This window comes from Sphingomonas kaistensis (assembly GCF_036884275.1).
In the GTDB taxonomy this organism is placed as follows: domain Bacteria; phylum Pseudomonadota; class Alphaproteobacteria; order Sphingomonadales; family Sphingomonadaceae; genus Sphingomicrobium; species Sphingomicrobium kaistense_A.
Window position 1 is genome coordinate 2,004,463 of sequence record NZ_CP145607.1, and the last position, 17,759, is coordinate 2,022,221.

Annotated in this window: 18 protein-coding genes and 1 tRNA gene; all 19 read left to right on the top strand. The window is 65.5% G+C overall.

Features of this window, described 5'->3' with window-relative positions; genetic code table 11:
* On the top strand, positions 1–738 hold the full coding sequence (locus tag V6R86_RS09720) for a TlyA family RNA methyltransferase (RefSeq protein WP_338504158.1): 738 nt from the start codon (positions 1–3) through the stop codon (positions 736–738).
* Between the two features lie 3 nt (positions 739–741).
* A complete protein-coding gene (locus tag V6R86_RS09725) occupies positions 742–1,299 on the top strand; it encodes a TspO/MBR family protein (protein WP_338504160.1) in 558 nt (185 codons plus the stop codon).
* 22 nt (positions 1,300–1,321) lie between these two features.
* Positions 1,322–1,636, top strand: a complete 315-nt coding sequence (locus tag V6R86_RS09730) for an accessory factor UbiK family protein (protein ID WP_338504162.1) — start codon at positions 1,322–1,324, stop codon at positions 1,634–1,636.
* Positions 1,637–1,638: 2 nt separating this feature from the next.
* Positions 1,639–2,154: a YbjN domain-containing protein gene (locus V6R86_RS09735; RefSeq protein ID WP_338504164.1), complete on the top strand. Its 516-nt coding sequence runs from the start codon at positions 1,639–1,641 to the stop codon at positions 2,152–2,154.
* Between the two features lie 228 nt (positions 2,155–2,382).
* On the top strand, positions 2,383–3,171 hold the full coding sequence (locus V6R86_RS09740; protein ID WP_338504166.1) for a pyrroline-5-carboxylate reductase family protein: 789 nt from the start codon (positions 2,383–2,385) through the stop codon (positions 3,169–3,171).
* Between the two features lie 32 nt (positions 3,172–3,203).
* On the top strand, positions 3,204–4,076 hold the full coding sequence (locus V6R86_RS09745) for a branched-chain amino acid aminotransferase (protein ID WP_338504169.1): 873 nt from the start codon (positions 3,204–3,206) through the stop codon (positions 4,074–4,076).
* Positions 4,077–4,132: 56 nt separating this feature from the next.
* On the top strand, positions 4,133–5,725 hold the full coding sequence (locus V6R86_RS09750; RefSeq protein WP_338504171.1) for an MFS transporter: 1,593 nt from the start codon (positions 4,133–4,135) through the stop codon (positions 5,723–5,725).
* 57 nt (positions 5,726–5,782) lie between these two features.
* Positions 5,783–5,857: transfer RNA gene (locus V6R86_RS09755), tRNA-Gln, on the top strand.
* A gap of 167 nt (positions 5,858–6,024) precedes the next feature.
* Positions 6,025–7,293, top strand: coding sequence for an ATP-dependent Clp protease ATP-binding subunit ClpX (gene clpX, locus V6R86_RS09760; RefSeq protein ID WP_338504173.1), 1,269 nt, complete (start codon positions 6,025–6,027; stop codon positions 7,291–7,293).
* Between the two features lie 171 nt (positions 7,294–7,464).
* Complete coding sequence (gene ffh, locus V6R86_RS09765; RefSeq protein WP_338504175.1) at positions 7,465–8,922, top strand: signal recognition particle protein; 1,458 nt, start codon at positions 7,465–7,467, stop codon at positions 8,920–8,922.
* 27 nt (positions 8,923–8,949) lie between these two features.
* The gene (gene rpsP / locus V6R86_RS09770; protein WP_338504177.1) at positions 8,950–9,459 is read left to right on the top strand and encodes a 30S ribosomal protein S16; all 510 of its coding nucleotides are present in this window, start codon (positions 8,950–8,952) and stop codon (positions 9,457–9,459) included.
* Between the two features lie 56 nt (positions 9,460–9,515).
* A complete protein-coding gene (gene rimM, locus V6R86_RS09775) occupies positions 9,516–9,998 on the top strand; it encodes a ribosome maturation factor RimM (protein WP_338504179.1) in 483 nt (160 codons plus the stop codon).
* Between the two features lie 75 nt (positions 9,999–10,073).
* Positions 10,074–12,422, top strand: coding sequence for a chemotaxis protein CheA (locus V6R86_RS09780; RefSeq protein ID WP_338504181.1), 2,349 nt, complete (start codon positions 10,074–10,076; stop codon positions 12,420–12,422).
* Positions 12,423–12,866 (top strand): chemotaxis protein CheW, encoded by a 444-nt coding sequence (locus V6R86_RS09785; RefSeq protein WP_338504183.1) that lies wholly within the window; start codon positions 12,423–12,425, stop codon positions 12,864–12,866.
* Between the two features lie 77 nt (positions 12,867–12,943).
* The gene (locus V6R86_RS09790; protein WP_338504185.1) at positions 12,944–13,309 is read left to right on the top strand and encodes a response regulator; all 366 of its coding nucleotides are present in this window, start codon (positions 12,944–12,946) and stop codon (positions 13,307–13,309) included.
* 75 nt (positions 13,310–13,384) lie between these two features.
* Positions 13,385–14,419, top strand: a complete 1,035-nt coding sequence (locus V6R86_RS09795) for a chemotaxis protein CheB (RefSeq protein WP_338504187.1) — start codon at positions 13,385–13,387, stop codon at positions 14,417–14,419.
* Positions 14,406–15,242, top strand: a complete 837-nt coding sequence (locus tag V6R86_RS09800) for a protein-glutamate O-methyltransferase CheR (RefSeq protein ID WP_338504189.1) — start codon at positions 14,406–14,408, stop codon at positions 15,240–15,242. The genes V6R86_RS09795 and V6R86_RS09800 overlap by 14 nt, the downstream gene beginning before the upstream one ends.
* A 39-nt stretch (positions 15,243–15,281) precedes the next feature.
* Positions 15,282–15,980 carry an N-acetylmuramoyl-L-alanine amidase gene (locus tag V6R86_RS09805; protein ID WP_425335953.1) on the top strand — a complete coding sequence of 233 codons (699 nt, stop codon included), beginning with the start codon at positions 15,282–15,284 and terminating at the stop codon, positions 15,978–15,980.
* A gap of 78 nt (positions 15,981–16,058) precedes the next feature.
* A complete protein-coding gene (gene ettA, locus V6R86_RS09810; protein WP_338504191.1) occupies positions 16,059–17,738 on the top strand; it encodes an energy-dependent translational throttle protein EttA in 1,680 nt (559 codons plus the stop codon).
* The last annotated feature ends 21 nt before the right edge of the window (positions 17,739–17,759 follow it).

The following is a 17,759-nucleotide window of genomic DNA, read 5'->3' on the forward strand; positions in this document are numbered from 1 at the left end:
TTGGCCAAACAACGCGTCGACCAGGCCCTCGTCGATCGCGGCCTCGCCGAATCCCGCAGCCGCGCCCAGGCGCTCATCATGGCCGGTCTCGTCTTCGCCGGGGAACGCAAGATCGCCAAAGCCGGCGATACGGTCGCGCCTGACGCCCCGCTCGACGTTCGCGGCAAGGACCACCCCTGGGTGTCCCGTGGTGGGCTCAAGCTGGTCGGCGGGCTCGACCAGTTCGCCATCGATCCCGCGGGCTGGACCTGCCTCGACGTCGGTTCCTCGACCGGCGGCTTTACCGACGTTCTGCTCTCGCGCGGCGCGACAAAGGTCTTTGCCGTCGACGTCGGCACCAACCAGCTCGCCTGGAAGCTCCGCCAGGACCCTCGCGTCGTCGTGCTCGAACAGACCAACGCCCGCCATCTGACGCCCGAGCAGATACCCGAACCCATCGACCTCCTCGTCTGCGACGCCAGCTTCATCGCGCTCCACAAGGTGCTCGACAAGGCGATCGACTTTGTCCGCCCCGGCGGCCACGCCCTCCTGCTGGTCAAACCGCAATTCGAAGCCGGCCGCGCCGAGGTGGGGAAGGGCGGGGTCGTCCGCGACGAGGCCGTGCACGCCCGCGTCGTCGCCGAAGCCGAACAGTGGATCGCTTCGCGCGGATGGCGGGTTCTGGGCACGACGCCCAGTCCGATCACCGGACCCGAAGGCAATGTCGAGTTCCTGCTCGCAGCCGTAAAGGAGAACTGAGCCATGGCCACGCTGGCCGACGATTTCGACCGCCGCCAACAACCGCCGCGCCGGCCGTGGTGGAAGATCGCCCTTGTCACCGTGCCCGTGCTGGTGATCGCCGGCTCGGCGATCGGCTATCTGTCCAACAGCGGCTTCTCGAACGGGTGGTATGTGCCGCTCGAAAAACCGAGCTTCCAGCCACCCGGCTGGGCGTTCGGCGTAGTCTGGACGATCCTCTACACCTTCATGGGAATCACGCTAGCGCTGCTCCTGTCGCGCCCCGCGTCGAAGCAGCGCAGCCTCGCGCTGACCCTGTTCGCCGCGCAGATGCTCCTCAACTGGGCCTGGTCGCCGACCTTCTTCGGGGCCGGCTATATCGACTGGGCGTTTGTCCTCATCCTCGGCATGAACGTGCTGGTCACCGCCCTCATTATCGCCGCCTGGCCGCTAAGCAGGGTGGCGGCCTCGCTGCTCGTGCCCTATCTGGCATGGCTGTGCCTTGCCACCACGCTCAACTATGAGACGGGCAAGCTCAATCCCGGCGCCGACCGTGCACCACTGGGAATCACGTCTGAGTGAAGATGTTTGGGGGTTAGTTCTTATGCAATCGCAGAACCGCTTTTTCGAAGACCTGGTAAAGATCATGAACGGCGCCGCCGGCACGGTCGCCGGCATGACCCGCGAAGCGCAGGACGGCATGCGTGAGCGCGCCAAGGAATGGGTCGCCGGCATGGACTTCGTGTCGCGCGACGAATTCGAAGCGGTGAAGCAGATGGCCGCCACCGCCCGCGAGGAAGTCGAGACGCTGAAGGCCCAGCTCGCGGCGCTGACCGGCGGTCATGCCCACAAGACCCCGACGGGCGAGGTCAAGCCGCCGCCTGCCGGCACCACCGGCATCGAGACGCCCGAGGAGTGAGCTTGTCCGCCCGCGACGACGATAATGCCGGTGAAGAGCGCGACGACGGCGCTCCCATCGAAGTGCTCGAAGCCTATTTCGAAGCCCGCGGCTGGGCCAACGAACGGACCGGCGACGGCGAGATCGTGGCGTCCGCGCCCGGCAGCTGGGCGCAATATGAGCTTCGCGGCGTCTGGCGACCCGAAGACAGCGTCCTCCAGTTCCTCGCCTTCCCCGACGTCAAGGTGTCCACCGACAAGCGCGCCGCCATGTACGAGACGCTGGGCCTGGTGAACGAGCAATTGTGGCTCGGCCATTTCGAGCTGTGGTCGTCGAGCGGCCTGATCGTCTTCCGCTACGCCGCCTTGGTCGACGGCGGCGACGATGGTCTCAGCTTCGAACAAGCGGAGTCGCTCAGCGAAGCCGCGCTGGAGGAATGCGAGCGCTTCTACCCCGTGTTCCAGTTCGTCCTGTGGGGCGGCAAGAGCCCGACCGAAGCGATCCAGGCCGCGCTGATCGAAACTGCCGGCGAGGCTTAGCCTTAGATTTCTCGTTCGTGCTGAGCGAAGTCGAAGCACTCTTTGCCAAACGCCCTTCGACGCGGCTCAGGGCGAACAGGGCTCAGCCTGCCAAGCTTGCAAAATAGGATTTCGCCTGCTCCGGTCACCCTGTGACCCTCGAATCAAAAAGTGGCGGAAAACCAACCATTCTGCAGGGCCGCCACCGGTGACCTTTGTGACCTTGTTCATCTTTGAAGTGAGCCCGACATGACCCACACCCTTTTTATCGGCTGCGGCAACATGGGCTCGGCAATGGTCGCTGGATGGCTTCTGGCGGGCGAGGACCCCGGCAGCTTCACCGCCGTCCGCCCCAGTGGCAGGGCGGTCCCAGGCATTCGCACCGTCCGCACGGTCGGCGAAGCGAACCTCATCCCCGACCGCATCGTCCTCGGCTTCAAGCCGCAGCAGCTGCGCGCCCTCGCGCCCGATGTCGCCCAGTGGGTCACCTCGCGCACCACGGTGATCTCGATCCTCGCCGGCGCCGACATGGCGACGCTGCAGGGCTACTTCCCCCGCGCCCGCGCCATCGTCCGGGTGATGCCCAATCTTCCCGTCGCGGTGCGCCGCGGCGTGCTTCCGCTCCTCTGCTCGGACCCCGCGCTCCAGTCCGAGCTTCAGCCCTGGTTCTCCATGCTAGGCTTCGCGCCGTGGTGCGCGAGTGAGGAGGAATTCGGTGCCATCGGCTTCGTCGCCGGCTCGACCCCGGCCTACACCGCCCGCTTCATCGCTGCCTTCGCCGCGGCGGGTGAGGGCAGGGGGCTCGACCCCGGTCTTGCGCTCACCGCCGCGCGCGAAGCGGTGCTCGGTTCGGCCTGGCTCGCGGCATCGACCGGCGAGACCATGACCGACCTCGCGCGGCGCGTGACCAGCCCCAATGGCACCACCGAAGCCGGCCTCAAGATACTCGACGCGCACCTGCCCCGGCTCATCGACGACACCCTTGCCGCCGCCTCCGCGCGGTCCGCTGAACTTGCGGCAGAGACGCGTGGCTCCTAAGCCGCCCTCAAGTTTCTGAAGGGAAAGATAACGTGAGCTTCGACGACCGCGACGGCTGGATCTGGTTCGATGGCAAGCTGGTGCCGTGGCGCGAAGCCAACGTCCACGTCCTGACCCACGCCCTCCACTACGCGTCCAGCGTGTTCGAGGGCCAGCGCGCTTACGGCGGCAAGATTTTCCGCCTGTCCGACCACAGCACGCGCCTGCGCCGCTCGGCCGAATTGATCGGTTTCGAACTGCCGTGGAGCGTCGCCGAGATCGATGCCGCCTGCGAGGAAGTGCTCAAGGCCAACAATCTCACCGACGCCTATATGCGCCCGGTCGCCTGGCGCGGATCGGAAAGCATGGGCGTCAATCCGGTCGGGACCAAGCCGCACCTCGCCATCGCCGCCTGGAACTGGGGCAAATATTATCCGCCCGAGAAAGCCGCCAAGGGCATCCGTCTCGACCTCGCCGAATGGCGCCGTCCCGCGCCCTATACCGCGCCGACGCAGAGCAAGGCGGCGGGCCTCTACATGATCGCCAGCATGTCCAAGGCCAAGGCCGACGCCGGCGGCTTCGACGACGCGCTGATGATGGACTGGCGCGGCCAAGTGGCCGAAGCGACCGGCGCCAACGCCTTTTTCATTCGCGACGGCGTGATCCACACGCCGACGCCCGACTGCTTCCTCAACGGCCTCACTCGCCAGACCCTGATCGACCTCGCCCAGCGCCGCGGGATCGAGGTGCAGGAGCGCGCGATCTGGCCGGAGGAGCTGGAAAGCTTTGAAAGCTTCTTCCTTACCGGCTCGGCTGCGGAGGTGACCTTTGTCCAGTCGGCTGGCCCGTGGCGGTTCGAGATCGGTGCGCTCCAGCAGCAGCTGGCGAAGGATTACGACGATCTGGTGAACGGCCGCCTCGACTAGGCGCTTGCCGTCCTTCTTCGCCTCGCTAGAACCGCTGGCGATGGGGAGTTTCGAGTATGGCCACTGCCATAGGTTCAGCGGGTGAATATGTCGTAGATCCGAAGCGCGATCGGCTGGTGATTACCGCCAGCGCGCTCGGGACCGTCTTCGAATGGTATGACTTCTTCGTCTACGGCATCCTCGCCGCGCTGCTCGGCCGCTTGTTCTTCCCCGCCGACAACCCCACCGCGGCCACCCTCGCCAGCCTCGCCGCCTTTGGCGCCGGCTTCGGGGTTCGGCCGCTGGGCGCCCTCCTGTTCGGCTGGTTCGGTGACCGCGTCGGCCGCAAATACACCTTTCTCATCACCATCACCCTGATGGGCGGCGCCACCGCTGCGATTGGCTTCCTGCCGACGTATGCCAGCGCCGGCCTGCTCGCCCCCACGCTACTGGTCGGCCTCCGCCTGCTCCAGGGCCTGGCGCTCGGCGGGGAATATGGCGGCGCGGCGATCTACGTCGCCGAGCACGCCCCGCCCGGCAAGCGCGGCCAGTATACCAGCTGGATCCAGGTCAGCGTCGTCGGCGGCTTTCTCCTCAGCCTCGTCATGGTACTCGCCTGCCGCGCCGCGCTGACTCCGGAAGAATTCGACGCCTGGGGCTGGCGGATCCCGTTCCTCGCCAGCATCATCATGCTCGCCATCTCGCTCTACATCCGGATGAAACTGAACGAGAGCCCGGTGTTCAAGGCAATGAAGGAAGCCGGCACCACCAGCCGCAACCCGTTCAAGGACAGCCTGACCTATCCCGGCAACATCAAGCGCGTGCTGGTCGCCCTGTTCGGCGTCGCGGCGGGCCTGACGGTCATCTACTACACCAGCCAGTTCGGCACGCTCTACTTCCTGCAAGGCACCGCCCGCGTCGGCGAGACCGAGGCCTTGCTCTACATGGCCGCCGGCGCCTCGCTCGCCGCGCCGCTGTACGTCGGCTTCGGCGCGCTATCGGATCGGGTCGGCCGCAAGAAGATCCTGCTGATCGGCTACGGCCTGACGCTGATCCTGCTTTTCCCGCTATTTCATCTGATGGCGAACGGCGCCAACCCCGCACTTGCCCGCGCGACCGCCGCCAACCCGGTGACGCTGGAACTGCCGGCGAATTGCGACTTCAACGTCTTCGCCTCCAAGCATACGACGCCTTGCGCGCAGGCACTGAACTATCTGTCCAAGCGCGGCGTCAGCTATTCCAAGGCCGAGACCGGAGCGGTCGCGCTGCGTGTCGGTGACAAACGGATCGAAGGCTTCGACCAAGCCACCTACACCACCACACTCGCCGCCGCCGGCTATCCCGACAAAGCCGATCCGGCCGAGAAGCGCCCGTGGATGATCATCCTCGCGGTCGCGGTAATGGTCGCCCTGTCGGCGATGACCTATGGGCAGGTCGCCGCGATCCTGGTCGAGATGTTCCCGGCCCGCATCCGCTACACGTCGATGAGCGTGCCTTATCACATCGGCTCAGGCTATTTCGGCGGATTTCTGCCGCTGATCAGCCAGTATATCGTGGTCCGCACAGGCGACGCCTACGCTGGCCTGTGGTACACGATCGCGGTGGTGGGGATGGCGTTCGTGGTCAGCGCGATCTGGCTTCCGGAGACCCACAAGAAAGTCCTCGACTAGCCAAGTGACGGGGAGGCTTCCCGAGCGGTTTTCATCCGCTATAAGCCCCCCGCGCACTGGGGCGTCGCCAAGCGGTAAGGCACCGGTTTTTGGTACCGGCATGCGCAGGTTCGAATCCTGCCGCCCCAGCCAGCACCTCCGTCCGGCCCTTGCCGGACCGTGGCACGGAAGCCATATCTCCTCCACATCCTCACCTGAGCAACGCAACGCGTTAAGCCTTCTGAGAGTTTGTATCCGGCAAATAAGCGGGCTAGGCTGCCCGTCCGGGCGCTTCGGCGTCTGGCGACACAAGGACGATTATGACCAAGCTTTCCGGTGGCGACGGCAAGAGCACGCTTTACTGCAGCTTCTGCGGCAAGTCGCAGCACGAGGTGCGCAAGCTCATCGCCGGGCCGACCGTTTTCATCTGCGATGAATGCGTCGAACTGTGCAACGACATCATCCGCGAGGAATCCAAGTCCGCGCTGGTGAAGACCCGTGACGGCGTTCCGACGCCGGCGGAGATCTGCAAGGTGCTCGACGATTATGTGATCGGGCAGAACCGCGCCAAGCGCGTCCTGTCGGTCGCCGTCCACAACCATTACAAGCGCTTGAACCACGGGGCCAAGAGCGGCACCGAGGTCGAGCTCGCCAAGTCGAACATTCTGCTGATCGGGCCGACCGGCTGCGGCAAGACCCTGCTCGCGCAGACGCTGGCCCGCATTCTCGACGTGCCCTTCACCATGGCCGACGCGACCACGCTGACCGAAGCGGGCTATGTCGGCGAGGATGTCGAGAACATCATCCTGAAGCTGCTGCAGGCCTCCGACTACAATGTCGAAAAGGCGCAGCGCGGGATCGTCTACATCGACGAAATCGACAAGATCAGCCGCAAGTCGGACAATCCCTCGATTACCCGCGACGTGTCGGGCGAGGGCGTGCAGCAGGCGCTCTTGAAGCTGATGGAGGGCACTACCGCGTCCGTTCCGCCGCAGGGTGGCCGCAAGCATCCGCAGCAGGAGTTCCTGCAGGTCGACACGACCAACATCCTGTTCATCTGTGGCGGCGCGTTCGCCGGCCTAGAAAAGATCATCGGCGACCGTCTGCAGGGCAAGTCGATCGGTTTCGGCGCGCATGTCGCCGGCCCGGACGAGCGCAAGACCGGCCAGGTGCTCAAGCACACCGAGCCCGAGGATCTGATGAAGTTCGGCCTCATCCCCGAATTCATCGGCCGTATGCCGGTGATCGCCACGCTCGAGGACCTCGACGAGGCGGCGCTGGTCAAGATCCTGGTCGAGCCGAAGAATGCACTGGTTAAGCAATACGCCAAGCTGTTCGACATGGAGGAAGTCGATCTCGTCTTCTCCGACGACGCACTGAACGCGGTCGCCCGCAAGGCGATCGAGCGCAAGACCGGGGCCCGCGGGCTTCGCTCAATCCTCGAGGCGATCCTGCTCGACACCATGTTCGATCTCCCCGGCATGGACGGGGTCGAAAAGGTCCACGTCGACAAGGACGTGGTGGCCGGCAGCAAGGAACCGGTCCGCGTCTACGCCAATCGCGACAAGGCGGACGACGCCGCCGCCTGATTCATTGAGGGCGGGCAGGGGTGCCGGTTGCACTTCTGCCCGCTTTTGGCTAAGCGCCGCTTTGTCCCAGTGACACACCATCGATGAGCGCCCTGCGGGGTACGCTGGCCGGCGAGGTTTCGCCCGCCGGCGTTTTACCGCTTTGCGCGTTTCGATACCGGAGTTGAGTTGATGTTCGAGACCCTGAGCGACCGCCTTGGCGGCGTGTTCGACAAGCTTCGCGGCCGCGGCGCCCTCACCGAGGACGACGTGCGCGGCGCGATGCGCGAAGTGCGGGTAGCCCTGCTCGAAGCCGATGTTGCGCTGCCGGTCGCGCGCGATGTCGTCGAGACCATCACCGCCCGCGCGGTGGGCCAGGAAGTGCTTCGCTCGGTTACGCCGGGTCAGCAGGTCGTCAAGATCGTCAACGACGCGCTGGTCGAAATGCTCGGCGCCGACAGCAGCGAGCTCGACCTCGCCGTCGCGCCGCCCGCCATCATCATGATGGTCGGGCTCCAGGGCTCGGGCAAGACCACTTCCACCGCCAAACTCGCCAAGCGGCTTGCGACCAAGGATCGCAAGAAGGTCCTGATGGCCTCGCTCGACGTCGCCCGTCCGGCGGCGCAGGAGCAGCTGGCGGTGCTCGGCCGCCAAGCGAACGTCGACACGCTTCCGATCGTGCCCGGCCAGTCGCCGGTCGATATCGCCAAGCGCGCGGTCCAGTCGGCCAAGCTCCAGGGTTATGACGTTCTGCTGCTGGACACCGCGGGCCGTCTCCATGTCGACGATAGCCTGATGGGCGAGATGAAGGCGGTGGCCGAGGTCAGCCGCCCGGCCGAGACCCTGCTGGTGGTCGACAGCCTGACCGGCCAGGATGCGGTCAACGTCGCCAAGGGCTTCTCCGACCAGATCGACCTCACTGGCGTGATCCTGACCCGGATGGACGGCGACGCCCGCGGCGGTGCGGCGCTTTCGATGCGCGCGGTCACCGGAAAGCCGATCAAGTTCTCCGGCACGGGCGAGGGTCTCGACGCAATCGAGCCCTTCCACCCCAGCCGCGTCGCCGGCCGCATCCTTGGCATGGGCGACGTCGTCAGCCTGGTCGAGCGCGCGGCGGAAACCATCAAGGTCGAGGACGCCGAAAAGCTTGCGGCCAAGATGGCCAAGGGCAAGTTCGACCTCGACGACCTCCGCATGCAGCTCGACCAGATGAAGCGCATGGGAGGCCTTGGCGCGCTGGCCGGCATGATGCCGGGCATGAAGGGCATGAAGGGCGCCATGGAAAAAGCGCAGGACACCAAGGCGCTGGTCCATCTCGAAGCCATGCTGTCCTCGATGACCGCGACCGAGCGGGCCAAGCCCGGCCTGATCAATGCCAAGCGCAAGATCCGCATCGCCAAGGGCAGCGGCCGAACCGTCCAGGAAGTGAACAAGCTCCTGAAGATGCACCAGGAAATGGAAGGCGCGATGAAGCGCCTCAAGAAGATGGGTGGTTTCGGAAAGCTGGCCGCGATGTTCGGTAAGGGCGGCATGGAGGGCGCGATGGGAGGGCTCCTGCCCGGTGCCGGAGCGCCCGGTCTGCCTGGTCTTCCCGGCGGTTCCAATCCGTTCGGCCTACCCCCGGGCGGCAACAAATTCGGTAAGAAGTAACAGACACTTAAAAGAAGGATTGAACAAATGGCAGTAGCAATTCGCCTGGCTCGTGGCGGCTCCAAGAAGCGTCCCTATTACCGCGTCGTCGTGGCCGACAGCCGCAATTCGCGCGATGGCCGCTTCATCGAAAAGGTCGGCACCTACAACCCGCTGCTGGCGAAGGATTCGCCCGAGCGCATCAAGCTCGACCATGACCGCATCAGCCACTGGCTGAGCGTCGGCGCGCAGCCGACCGACCGCGTCGCCCGCTTCCTTGATGCCGCTGGCCTCAAGGAGCGCACCGCTCGCAACAACCCGAACAAGGGCAAGCCGGGCGAAAAGGCCACCGAGCGCGCTGAAGAGCGCGCGACCAAGGCCGCTGAAGCTGCCGAGGCTGCCGCCGCCGCCGCTGCCGCGCCGGCCGAAGAGCCCGCCGCTGAGGAAGCGCCGGCCGCCGACGCTCCGGCCGAAGAGGTCAGCGCCCCGACCCAGCCGGAGCCGGCTGAAGGCAGCAATGACGCCGCTCCGGCCGAAGGCGCCGAAAAGGCCGAATAAGCTGGTGCAGGTCGGCTTCGCTTAACGTCTTGGGTGAAGCCGACTTGGCTATGTGAATGACTACGCGCATCACCCTTGCCGCAATCTCCGGCGCCCACGGCGTCCGGGGCGAAGTGCGCCTCAAGCTCTTCGCCGACGATCTGAAGGCGTTGAAAGCGCACGACTTGGTGCTGGTGAACGGCACCCCGCGCCGGCTGCTCAGCGCTGGCGGCACGACCAAAAGCCCGATTGCCCGCCTCGAAGGGATCGCCGACCGCTCCGCCGCCGAAGCGCTTCGCGGCACCCTGATCGAGGTCGAACGTGACGCCTTGCCGCCACTCGAAGAGGGCGAATATTACCACTCAGACCTCATCGGTCTCCCCTGCGTCGACCAGGATGGCGGGGCGATCGGCACGGTGTCGGCGGTGGAAAACTTCGGGGCAGGGGACCTCCTCGAAGTCGAGCTGTCCAGCGGCAAGAAGTCACTGATCCCCTACAAGCCGGGCATCGCCGATCTCACCGACGGGCGCATCGTCCTCGACCCGGTCTTCCTCGCCTGACGAATTGCCGCCACTAACGGCCCCTTAACCCTCGCCGTCTAACCCCGTCGTCTGTCACCGACGCAAAGTGGGGCCATGGACGACCTGATTGCCGATTTCGTCTCCGAATGCCGGGACATGCTGGAAAGCCTGGGCGGAGAGATCGTCGCCTGGGAAGCGGCGCCGCAAGACCGCGCCCGCCTCGATAGCATCTTCCGCTTCGTCCACACCGTGAAGGGCAATTGCGGGTTTTTCGACTTTCCGCGCCTCGAAGCGCTTAGTCACGCGGCCGAGGACGCCCTCGCCGACGTCCGCGCCGGTCGCCGCCAGCCCGATCCCGCCCTGGTCAGCGGCGTTCTCGCCGTGATCGATCGCATCGGCGAAATGGTGGAAGTGATCGCCGCCGGCTCGCCTCTACCTGAGGGAAGCGACGATGATCTTATCGAAGCACTGAAGCCGGGCGCCGAACAGACCGCGCCGGCGGCTCCCGTGCCGGCCACGACCGCCGTGTCGCAAGGCCAGGCCGCCCCGCGCACCATCCGTCTGTCGGTCGACCTCCTCGACCGCATGATGAGCGGCGTGTCGGATCTCGTACTCGCCCGCAACGAACTTGCCCGGCGCCTGCGCGACACCAGCACCGACGTCGCGGTTGCCAGCGCGTTCGAGCGGATGAGCGGCATCATCGCCGACATGCGCGACGCCATCACCCGCACCCGCATGCAGCGCATCGAAAGCCTGTTCGTCGGCTTGCCGCGCATGGTTCGCGATCTCTCGGCCGAGCTTGGCCGTCAGGTCCTGGTCGATATCGACGGCGGTGACGTCGAACTCGATCGTGAGATGATCGAGATGATCCGCGATCCCCTGACACACATCGTCCGCAACGCAGTTGATCACGGCATCGAAACCCCGGCCGAACGCCTTAAGGCCGGCAAGCGCGAGATTGGTCTGCTGAGTGTATCGGCCCGCCAATCGGGCAACCAGATTCTGATCGACATCGTCGACGACGGCCGCGGTATCGATGGCGAGCGGCTGGTCGACAAGGCGATTTCCGCCGGCATTCTCGACCGTGTCGAAGCCGCCCGCCTTGGCCCCAAAGAGCGGCTGCAATTGATCTTCGAGGCCGGTTTATCGACCGCCAAAGCGGTGACCAGCATTTCCGGGCGCGGGGTCGGCATGGATGTCGTCCGCTCCAACGTCGAACGCATCGGCGGGGTGGTCGAGGTCGATTCGACGCCGGGACAGGGGACCCGGATGACGCTCCGCGTGCCGCTGACCCTGACCATCATCCCCGCGCTCACCGTGTCGATCGGGGCGCAGCATTTCGCCATTCCCCGCGTCGCGATCGAAGAGATCGTCCGGGCCAGCGGCGACAGCGTCGAATTGTCGGAAGTCGGCGGGGCCGGCCTGGTCACCATTCGAGGCCGCCGAGTGCCTCAAATCGTGCTCGCAGATCTGCTCGGCCTCGACAGCGGCCTGCCCGACGAAGAGCGCACGTTGATCGTGCTCAAGCCCGCCGGCGGCGACGTCTACGCCCTGTCCGTCGACCGCGTCCACGATCACGAGGAACTGGTGGTGAAGCCGGCCGCTCCGGCGGTCATGGCGACCGGCCTCTATGCCGGCACGACGCTCGCCGACGACGGTTCACCTATTCTCCTGTTTGATCCTGCGGGGCTCGCCCGGGTCGGCGGCGTGCGCTTCGAAGCGCAGGAACGCAGCGTTCGCCTGCTCGATGACGTCGCTCCGAATGAGGCGAGCGAAGCGGCGACTCCGGTGCTGTTGTTCCGCGACTGCATGGCGGCGCGCCGCGCAATCCGCCTCGGCATCGTCGATCGCATCGAAGAAGTGTCTGGAAGCGCCATCTCGCTTTCCGCGGGGCGCGTTCGGGTCCAGCTCGGCCAGGACATCATTCCCTTGGAAGGCCTCGACCGGCTTCCCGCGCCCGACAGCAAGATCAAGCTGTTCCGCCTGAGCGACGGCCAGTCGCAGCTAGGCCTTGCCTTCAGCGACGTGCTCGACCTCGACGCCATCGCAGACCAGATCATTCCCGCCGAAGCACCGGGCATGATCGAGGGCGTGACCCTGGTGGCGGGCGAGCCGGCCGAGCTGATCGACGCGCACTGGCTGTTCGCAAGCGCCGCGCGCCCCGTCGCCGAGCCGAGCTCCTCAACGCCGGTCTGCCGGCTCGACCTCGACGACCCGTGGGTCCGCAACATGCTTCGCCCCATTGTCGAGGCCGCCGGATACCGCGTCATCACGTTCGACACGGAGGCGGAGGCAGATCTCGCGATTGCGTCGGCCGGGGCCGATGTCGGCCATACCGCGCGCCGAACCTTGTTCCTCAGCGCCGACGCAGACGGCGCGGCCAACGAAAACCATCTCTACCGCTATGATCGTGCCGGGCTGCTCGTCGCCCTGCGCGAGGCTGCAGCCGGAAAGAACGGGTAAATGAACGAATTGCTGCTGGTCGTTCGCATCGCGGGACAACGGGTCGCGCTGCCCGCCGCGCGGATCGAAAGCGTGGTCGAGCTGGATACCTTGATCCCGGTGCCGCGCGCGGCCGATCATGTCGCGGGGCTGTCGGCGCTGCGCAGCCGGGTGCTCACCGTCATCTGCTGCCGCCGTTCGCTCGGCCTTTCGATGCCCGAACGGACCGACGGCATCCTCGAAGCGGCGGTCACCGAAGTCGACGGCCATCATTATGCGCTGATCGTCGACGGGGTCGAGGACGTCCTGACGGCGACCAGCGACTCCGCGCCGGTGCGTGCCGCCATGAGTGAGGGGTGGGAGCGGGTGTCTTCCGGTATGATCGAGACCGAGGAAGGCGCGATGCTGCTGCTGGACGTCGAAAGCCTTGTCACCGGGCCAGACTTCGCCCGCCAGGCGGCGTGAGAACCTTTTTTAACGCTTGGCCGCCTATAACGCTTTCAATCACTTAACGTCAGGACCCAGGAACGGTGTCTAGTCCCATGAAGACCTGTCTTATCGTCGACGATTCCAAGGTCATCCGAAAGGTTGCCCGCCACATCCTTGAAACGCTCGAGTTTACGGTGGAGGAAGCCGGCGACGGCCGCGAAGCGCTGGATCGCTGCGAAGCCTCGATGCCCGACGTCGTGCTGCTCGACTGGAACATGCCGGTGATGAGCGGCATGGAGTTTCTGAAGCTCCTTCGCCAGCGCGGCCACGAAGACCAGCCCAAGGTCGTTTTCTGCACCACCGAAAACGACATGCCGCACATCCGCGCGGCGCTTGAGGCCGGGGCGGACGAATATGTGATGAAGCCGTTCGACCGCGAAACGCTGCACATCAAGCTTCAGCTCGTCGGCGTCGCCTGAGGTTTCTGACCCGTGGCTCCGGCGCTCGCCCGACAGAACGCGGCGTCGCCGCCCGGCCGGCGCAACATCCGGTTGATGATCGTCGACGATTCGGTGGTCGCTCGCGCCGTGCTGACCCGGATGGTCGAATTGGGCGGCGGAATCGAGATTGCGGCGGTCGCCGGCACGGCCGAAGACGCCGTCGAAGCGCTCGCCCACGTTTCGGTCGACGTCATCCTGCTCGATCTTGAGATGCCGGGGGCAGGGGGGCTCGACAAACTGCCCGAGATCATCGCCACCGCCCGCGGCGCGCGCGTGCTGGTTGTCTCGAGCCTGGCCGAGGATGGCGCGGCGGCGACCGTCGCCGCCTTGGCCGCAGGCGCCGCGGATACGCTGCTGAAACCCGGTACCGGCCGCATCCAGGGGCGCTTTGCCGATATACTGATGGCCAAGATCCGTGCGCTCGGAGAAGCCGAGGCCAATCCGCCCGCACCGGCCCGGCCCGTGCCGATGGCCTCGCTGCGCGCCATGAGCGTCGAACCGCTGTCGCTGCTCGCGATCGGCGCTTCCACGGGCGGCATCCATGCCCTTGGCCGCTTTTTCAGCCAGCTCCCGCCGCGGATCGGAGCGCCGATCCTGGTCACCCAGCACCTTCCCGTGCCTTTCATGGATGTATTCACCCGGCAGCTCGCCACCGCCGCCGGCCGCCCGGCGAGTATTGCGGTGGAAGGCGCAGCCCTGGTCGCCGACGAAATACTGATCGCGCCGGGCGACGCGCATCTCTCGGTCGAAGCCGGACGCGGCGGAGCGCTGCACGTCCACCTCCAGCGGGGCCGCGCCGCCAGCGGCTGCCTGCCGAGCGTCGATCCGATGCTCGCGTCGGTCGCGCGGCTGCGCCTTCCGGGCGCGGTGGCGGTGATCCTGTCCGGCATGGGGCGCGACGGGGTGGAAGGCGCCGCCGAACTGGTCGCGGCGGGCGGTTCGATCCTGGTGCAGGACGAAGCCACCTGCGCCGTCTGGGGCATGCCCAAGGCGATCGCGGATGCCGGCCTTGCCGCCGCCATCCTCCCCCCCGACAAGCTTGCCCGTCGTGTCGCGTCCCGGATCGGCCAGTGTCATGCAGATAAGTGATTCCAGCTCGCGCATCCTCGCCGGCCTGCTCGAGGCGAGAACCGGCCAGCAGCTGACCATGAGCCGCCGCTGGCGCCTCGAAACGGCCTTGTCGCAGCTGCTTCGCGAACGCGGAATCGCCAGCATCGATGAACTCATCACCATTCTCGTCATGGGCCGCGAGCCCAGTCTCTCGACCCGCGTGGTGGAGGCCCTGCTGAACAACGAAACCTATTTCTTCCGCGATCGCTTGCCGTTCGACCTGATCAAGTCCGCCGCGCTTCCGGTGCTGGCCCGTCGCCGCGAAGCGACGCGAACCCTGCGCATCTGGTCGGCGGGCTGCTCGGCCGGGCAAGAGGTCTACAGCCTCGCCATGCTGTTCGCCGAAGATCCCGCCACATGGGCCGGCTGGACGATCGACATCCTCGGCACCGACGTCAGCGAAACCATGGTGAGTCGCGCCCGCGACGGCACCTATACGCAATTCGAGGTGCAGCGCGGCCTTGGCATCCAGCAGATGATCCGCTGGTTCGAAGAAGGCGCCGGCGGTTGGCGCGCGTCCGAAGCGCTGCGAAAATCGGTCCGCTTTCAGGTACACAACCTGCTCGAGCCCGCCGTCCATCCCGGCCGCTTCGATCTCATCCTGTGCCGCAACGTGCTGCTCTATCTCAATGAAAGCACACGCAAAAAGGCGTTCGACCGCCTGTCCTCTGCACTTGCGCCCGACGGCTGGCTGATGCTGGGCGCAGGGGAAACCGTGATCGGCCAGGCACCAACCCTTGAAGCCGATCGTGACATGCGCGGCCTGTATCGCCACCGGGATTCCTCGGCCAAAGCCGCCTGAGCAATTCGGCGCTTGACGGGCGCGGTCGCGCCCTGTCGGATGCGGGCCGTGGACGCCATTTCTCGCCCATCCCCCAATCATGACGAGCGCGCCGCGCCGATCAGCATGATCGTGCTGCACTATACCGGCATGCCGACCTGCGAAGACGCGCTGGATCGTCTTTGTTCGTCCGAAGCCAAGGTATCGGCGCATTACTGCCTCGATGAAGACGGCACGCTCTACAGCCTCGTCCCCGAAGAACGCCGCGCCTGGCACGCGGGCAAAAGCTACTGGCGTGGCATCCGCGACATCAACAGCGCGAGCATCGGGATCGAGATCGTAAATCCGGGCCACGAATTCGGCTACCGGCCCTTTCCCGACGAGCAGATGGCGACACTCATTCCACTGGTTGCCGGGATCAAGGACCGGCACGGGATCGGCCGCGGCAACGTTGTCGGCCATTCCGACATCGCCCCGACCCGAAAGGAAGACCCGGGCGAACTGTTCCCGTGGGATGCGCTGGCCAAACGCCGGCTCGCGCTGCCCAGCCCGACCCGCAACCTCATCGATCCCTACTGGTCCGACGCTGCCTTTCTGCTGGCCCTTGAACGCTTCGGCTATGACGTCACCGACAGCTGGAAAGCGGTGATCGCGTTCCAGCGCCGTTTCCGCCCGGACCGGATTGACGGCATCATCGACGGCGAATGCCGCGCTAAGCTCCTCGCTTTGCTCCTGCCGCGGCCACAGGGCGAGCCGTGACCCGCTAGGCAAAGGCCGCCCGAACGACTATCTGGCGCGCAACCCCTTACCGCCAAGAACACAAGGAAACGCGACCCCATGGCCGCTCAATATGCCTTCGTGATGAAGAACCTCACGAAGACCTTTCCCGGCGCGAACAAGCCGACGCTGAACAACATCAACCTGCAATTCTACCAGGGCGCCAAGATCGGCATCGTGGGTCCGAACGGCGCGGGTAAGTCGACGCTGATCAAGATCATGGCCGGGCTCGACAAGGAATATACCGGCGAGGCCTGGCCGGGCGAGAACATCACCATCGGCTATCTTGAGCAGGAGCCCGAGCTCGACGAATCGAAGACCGTGCTCGAAAACGTCAAGGACGGCGCGCGCGAAGTTGCCGACATGGTCGATCGCTTCAACGCCATTTCGGCCGAGATGGGCGATCCCAAGGACGACACCGACTTCGACGCCTTGATGGAAGAAATGGGCGAGCTTCAGGGCAAGATCGACGCGGTCGACGGCTGGACGCTCGACAACCAGCTCGAAATCGCGATGGAGGCGCTGCGCTGCCCGCCGTCGGACTGGAGCGTCAAGGACTTGTCGGGCGGTGAAAAGCGCCGCGTCGCGCTGACCCGCCTGCTGATCCAGAAGCCCTCGATCCTGCTGCTCGACGAACCGACCAACCATCTCGACGCCGAAAGCGTCCAGTGGCTGGAAAACCATCTCAAGGAATATGCCGGCGCGGTGCTGATGATCACCCACGACCGCTACTTCCTTGATAACGTGGTGGAATGGATCCTCGAACTCGATCGCGGGTCCTATTATCCTTACGAAGGAAACTACTCCACATACTTGGAAAAGAAGGCGAAACGCCTCGAACAGGAATCGCGCGAAGAGAGCGGCAAGCAGAAGGCGTTGCAGCGTGAACTCGAGTGGATCCGACAGACCCCGGCGGCCCGCCAGAGCAAGTCAAAGGCGCGTATCCGCAAGTTCGAGCAACTGCAGGACGCGCAGGACGACCGCCGCATCGGCAAGGCCCAGATCGTCATTCAAGTGCCCGAGCGCCTCGGCGGCAAGGTCATCGAGGTCGAAGGCATTTCCAAGGCCTATGGCGACAAGCTCTTGTTCGAAGACCTGTCCTTCACCCTCCCGCCGGGCGGCATCGTCGGGGTGATCGGCCCCAACGGCGCGGGCAAGTCGACCCTGTTCAAGATCCTGACCGGCAAGGAAGAACCCGACAACGGCAAGATCAGCGTCGGCGAGACCGTTCGCCTTGGCTATGTCGACCAGAGCCGTGATCATCTCGATCCCAAGAAGAACGTCTGGGAAGAAATCTCGGACGGCCTCGATTACATGAAGGTCAACGGCCAGGACGCCTCCACCCGCGCTTATGTCGGCGCCTTCAACTTCAAGGGACCGGACCAGCAGAAGAACGTTGGCAAGCTGTCGGGCGGTGAGCGCAACCGCGTTCATATGGCCAAGATGCTGAAGCAGGGCGGCAACGTGCTGCTGCTCGACGAACCGACCAACGATCTCGACGTCGAGACTTTGGGCGCGCTCGAGGATGCGATCGAGAATTTCGCTGGCTGCGCCGTGGTCATCAGCCACGATCGCTTCTTCCTCGATCGCCTCGCGACCCACATCCTCGCGTTCGAAGGTAACAGCCACGTCGAATGGTTCGAAGGCAATTTCGAAGCCTATGAGGAAGACAAGAAGCGTCGCCTCGGTCCCGAGGCCGACCGCCCGACGCGGACCAGCTACAAGAAGCTGGCGCGCTGAACCGTTCGGACTGCTCCGCAC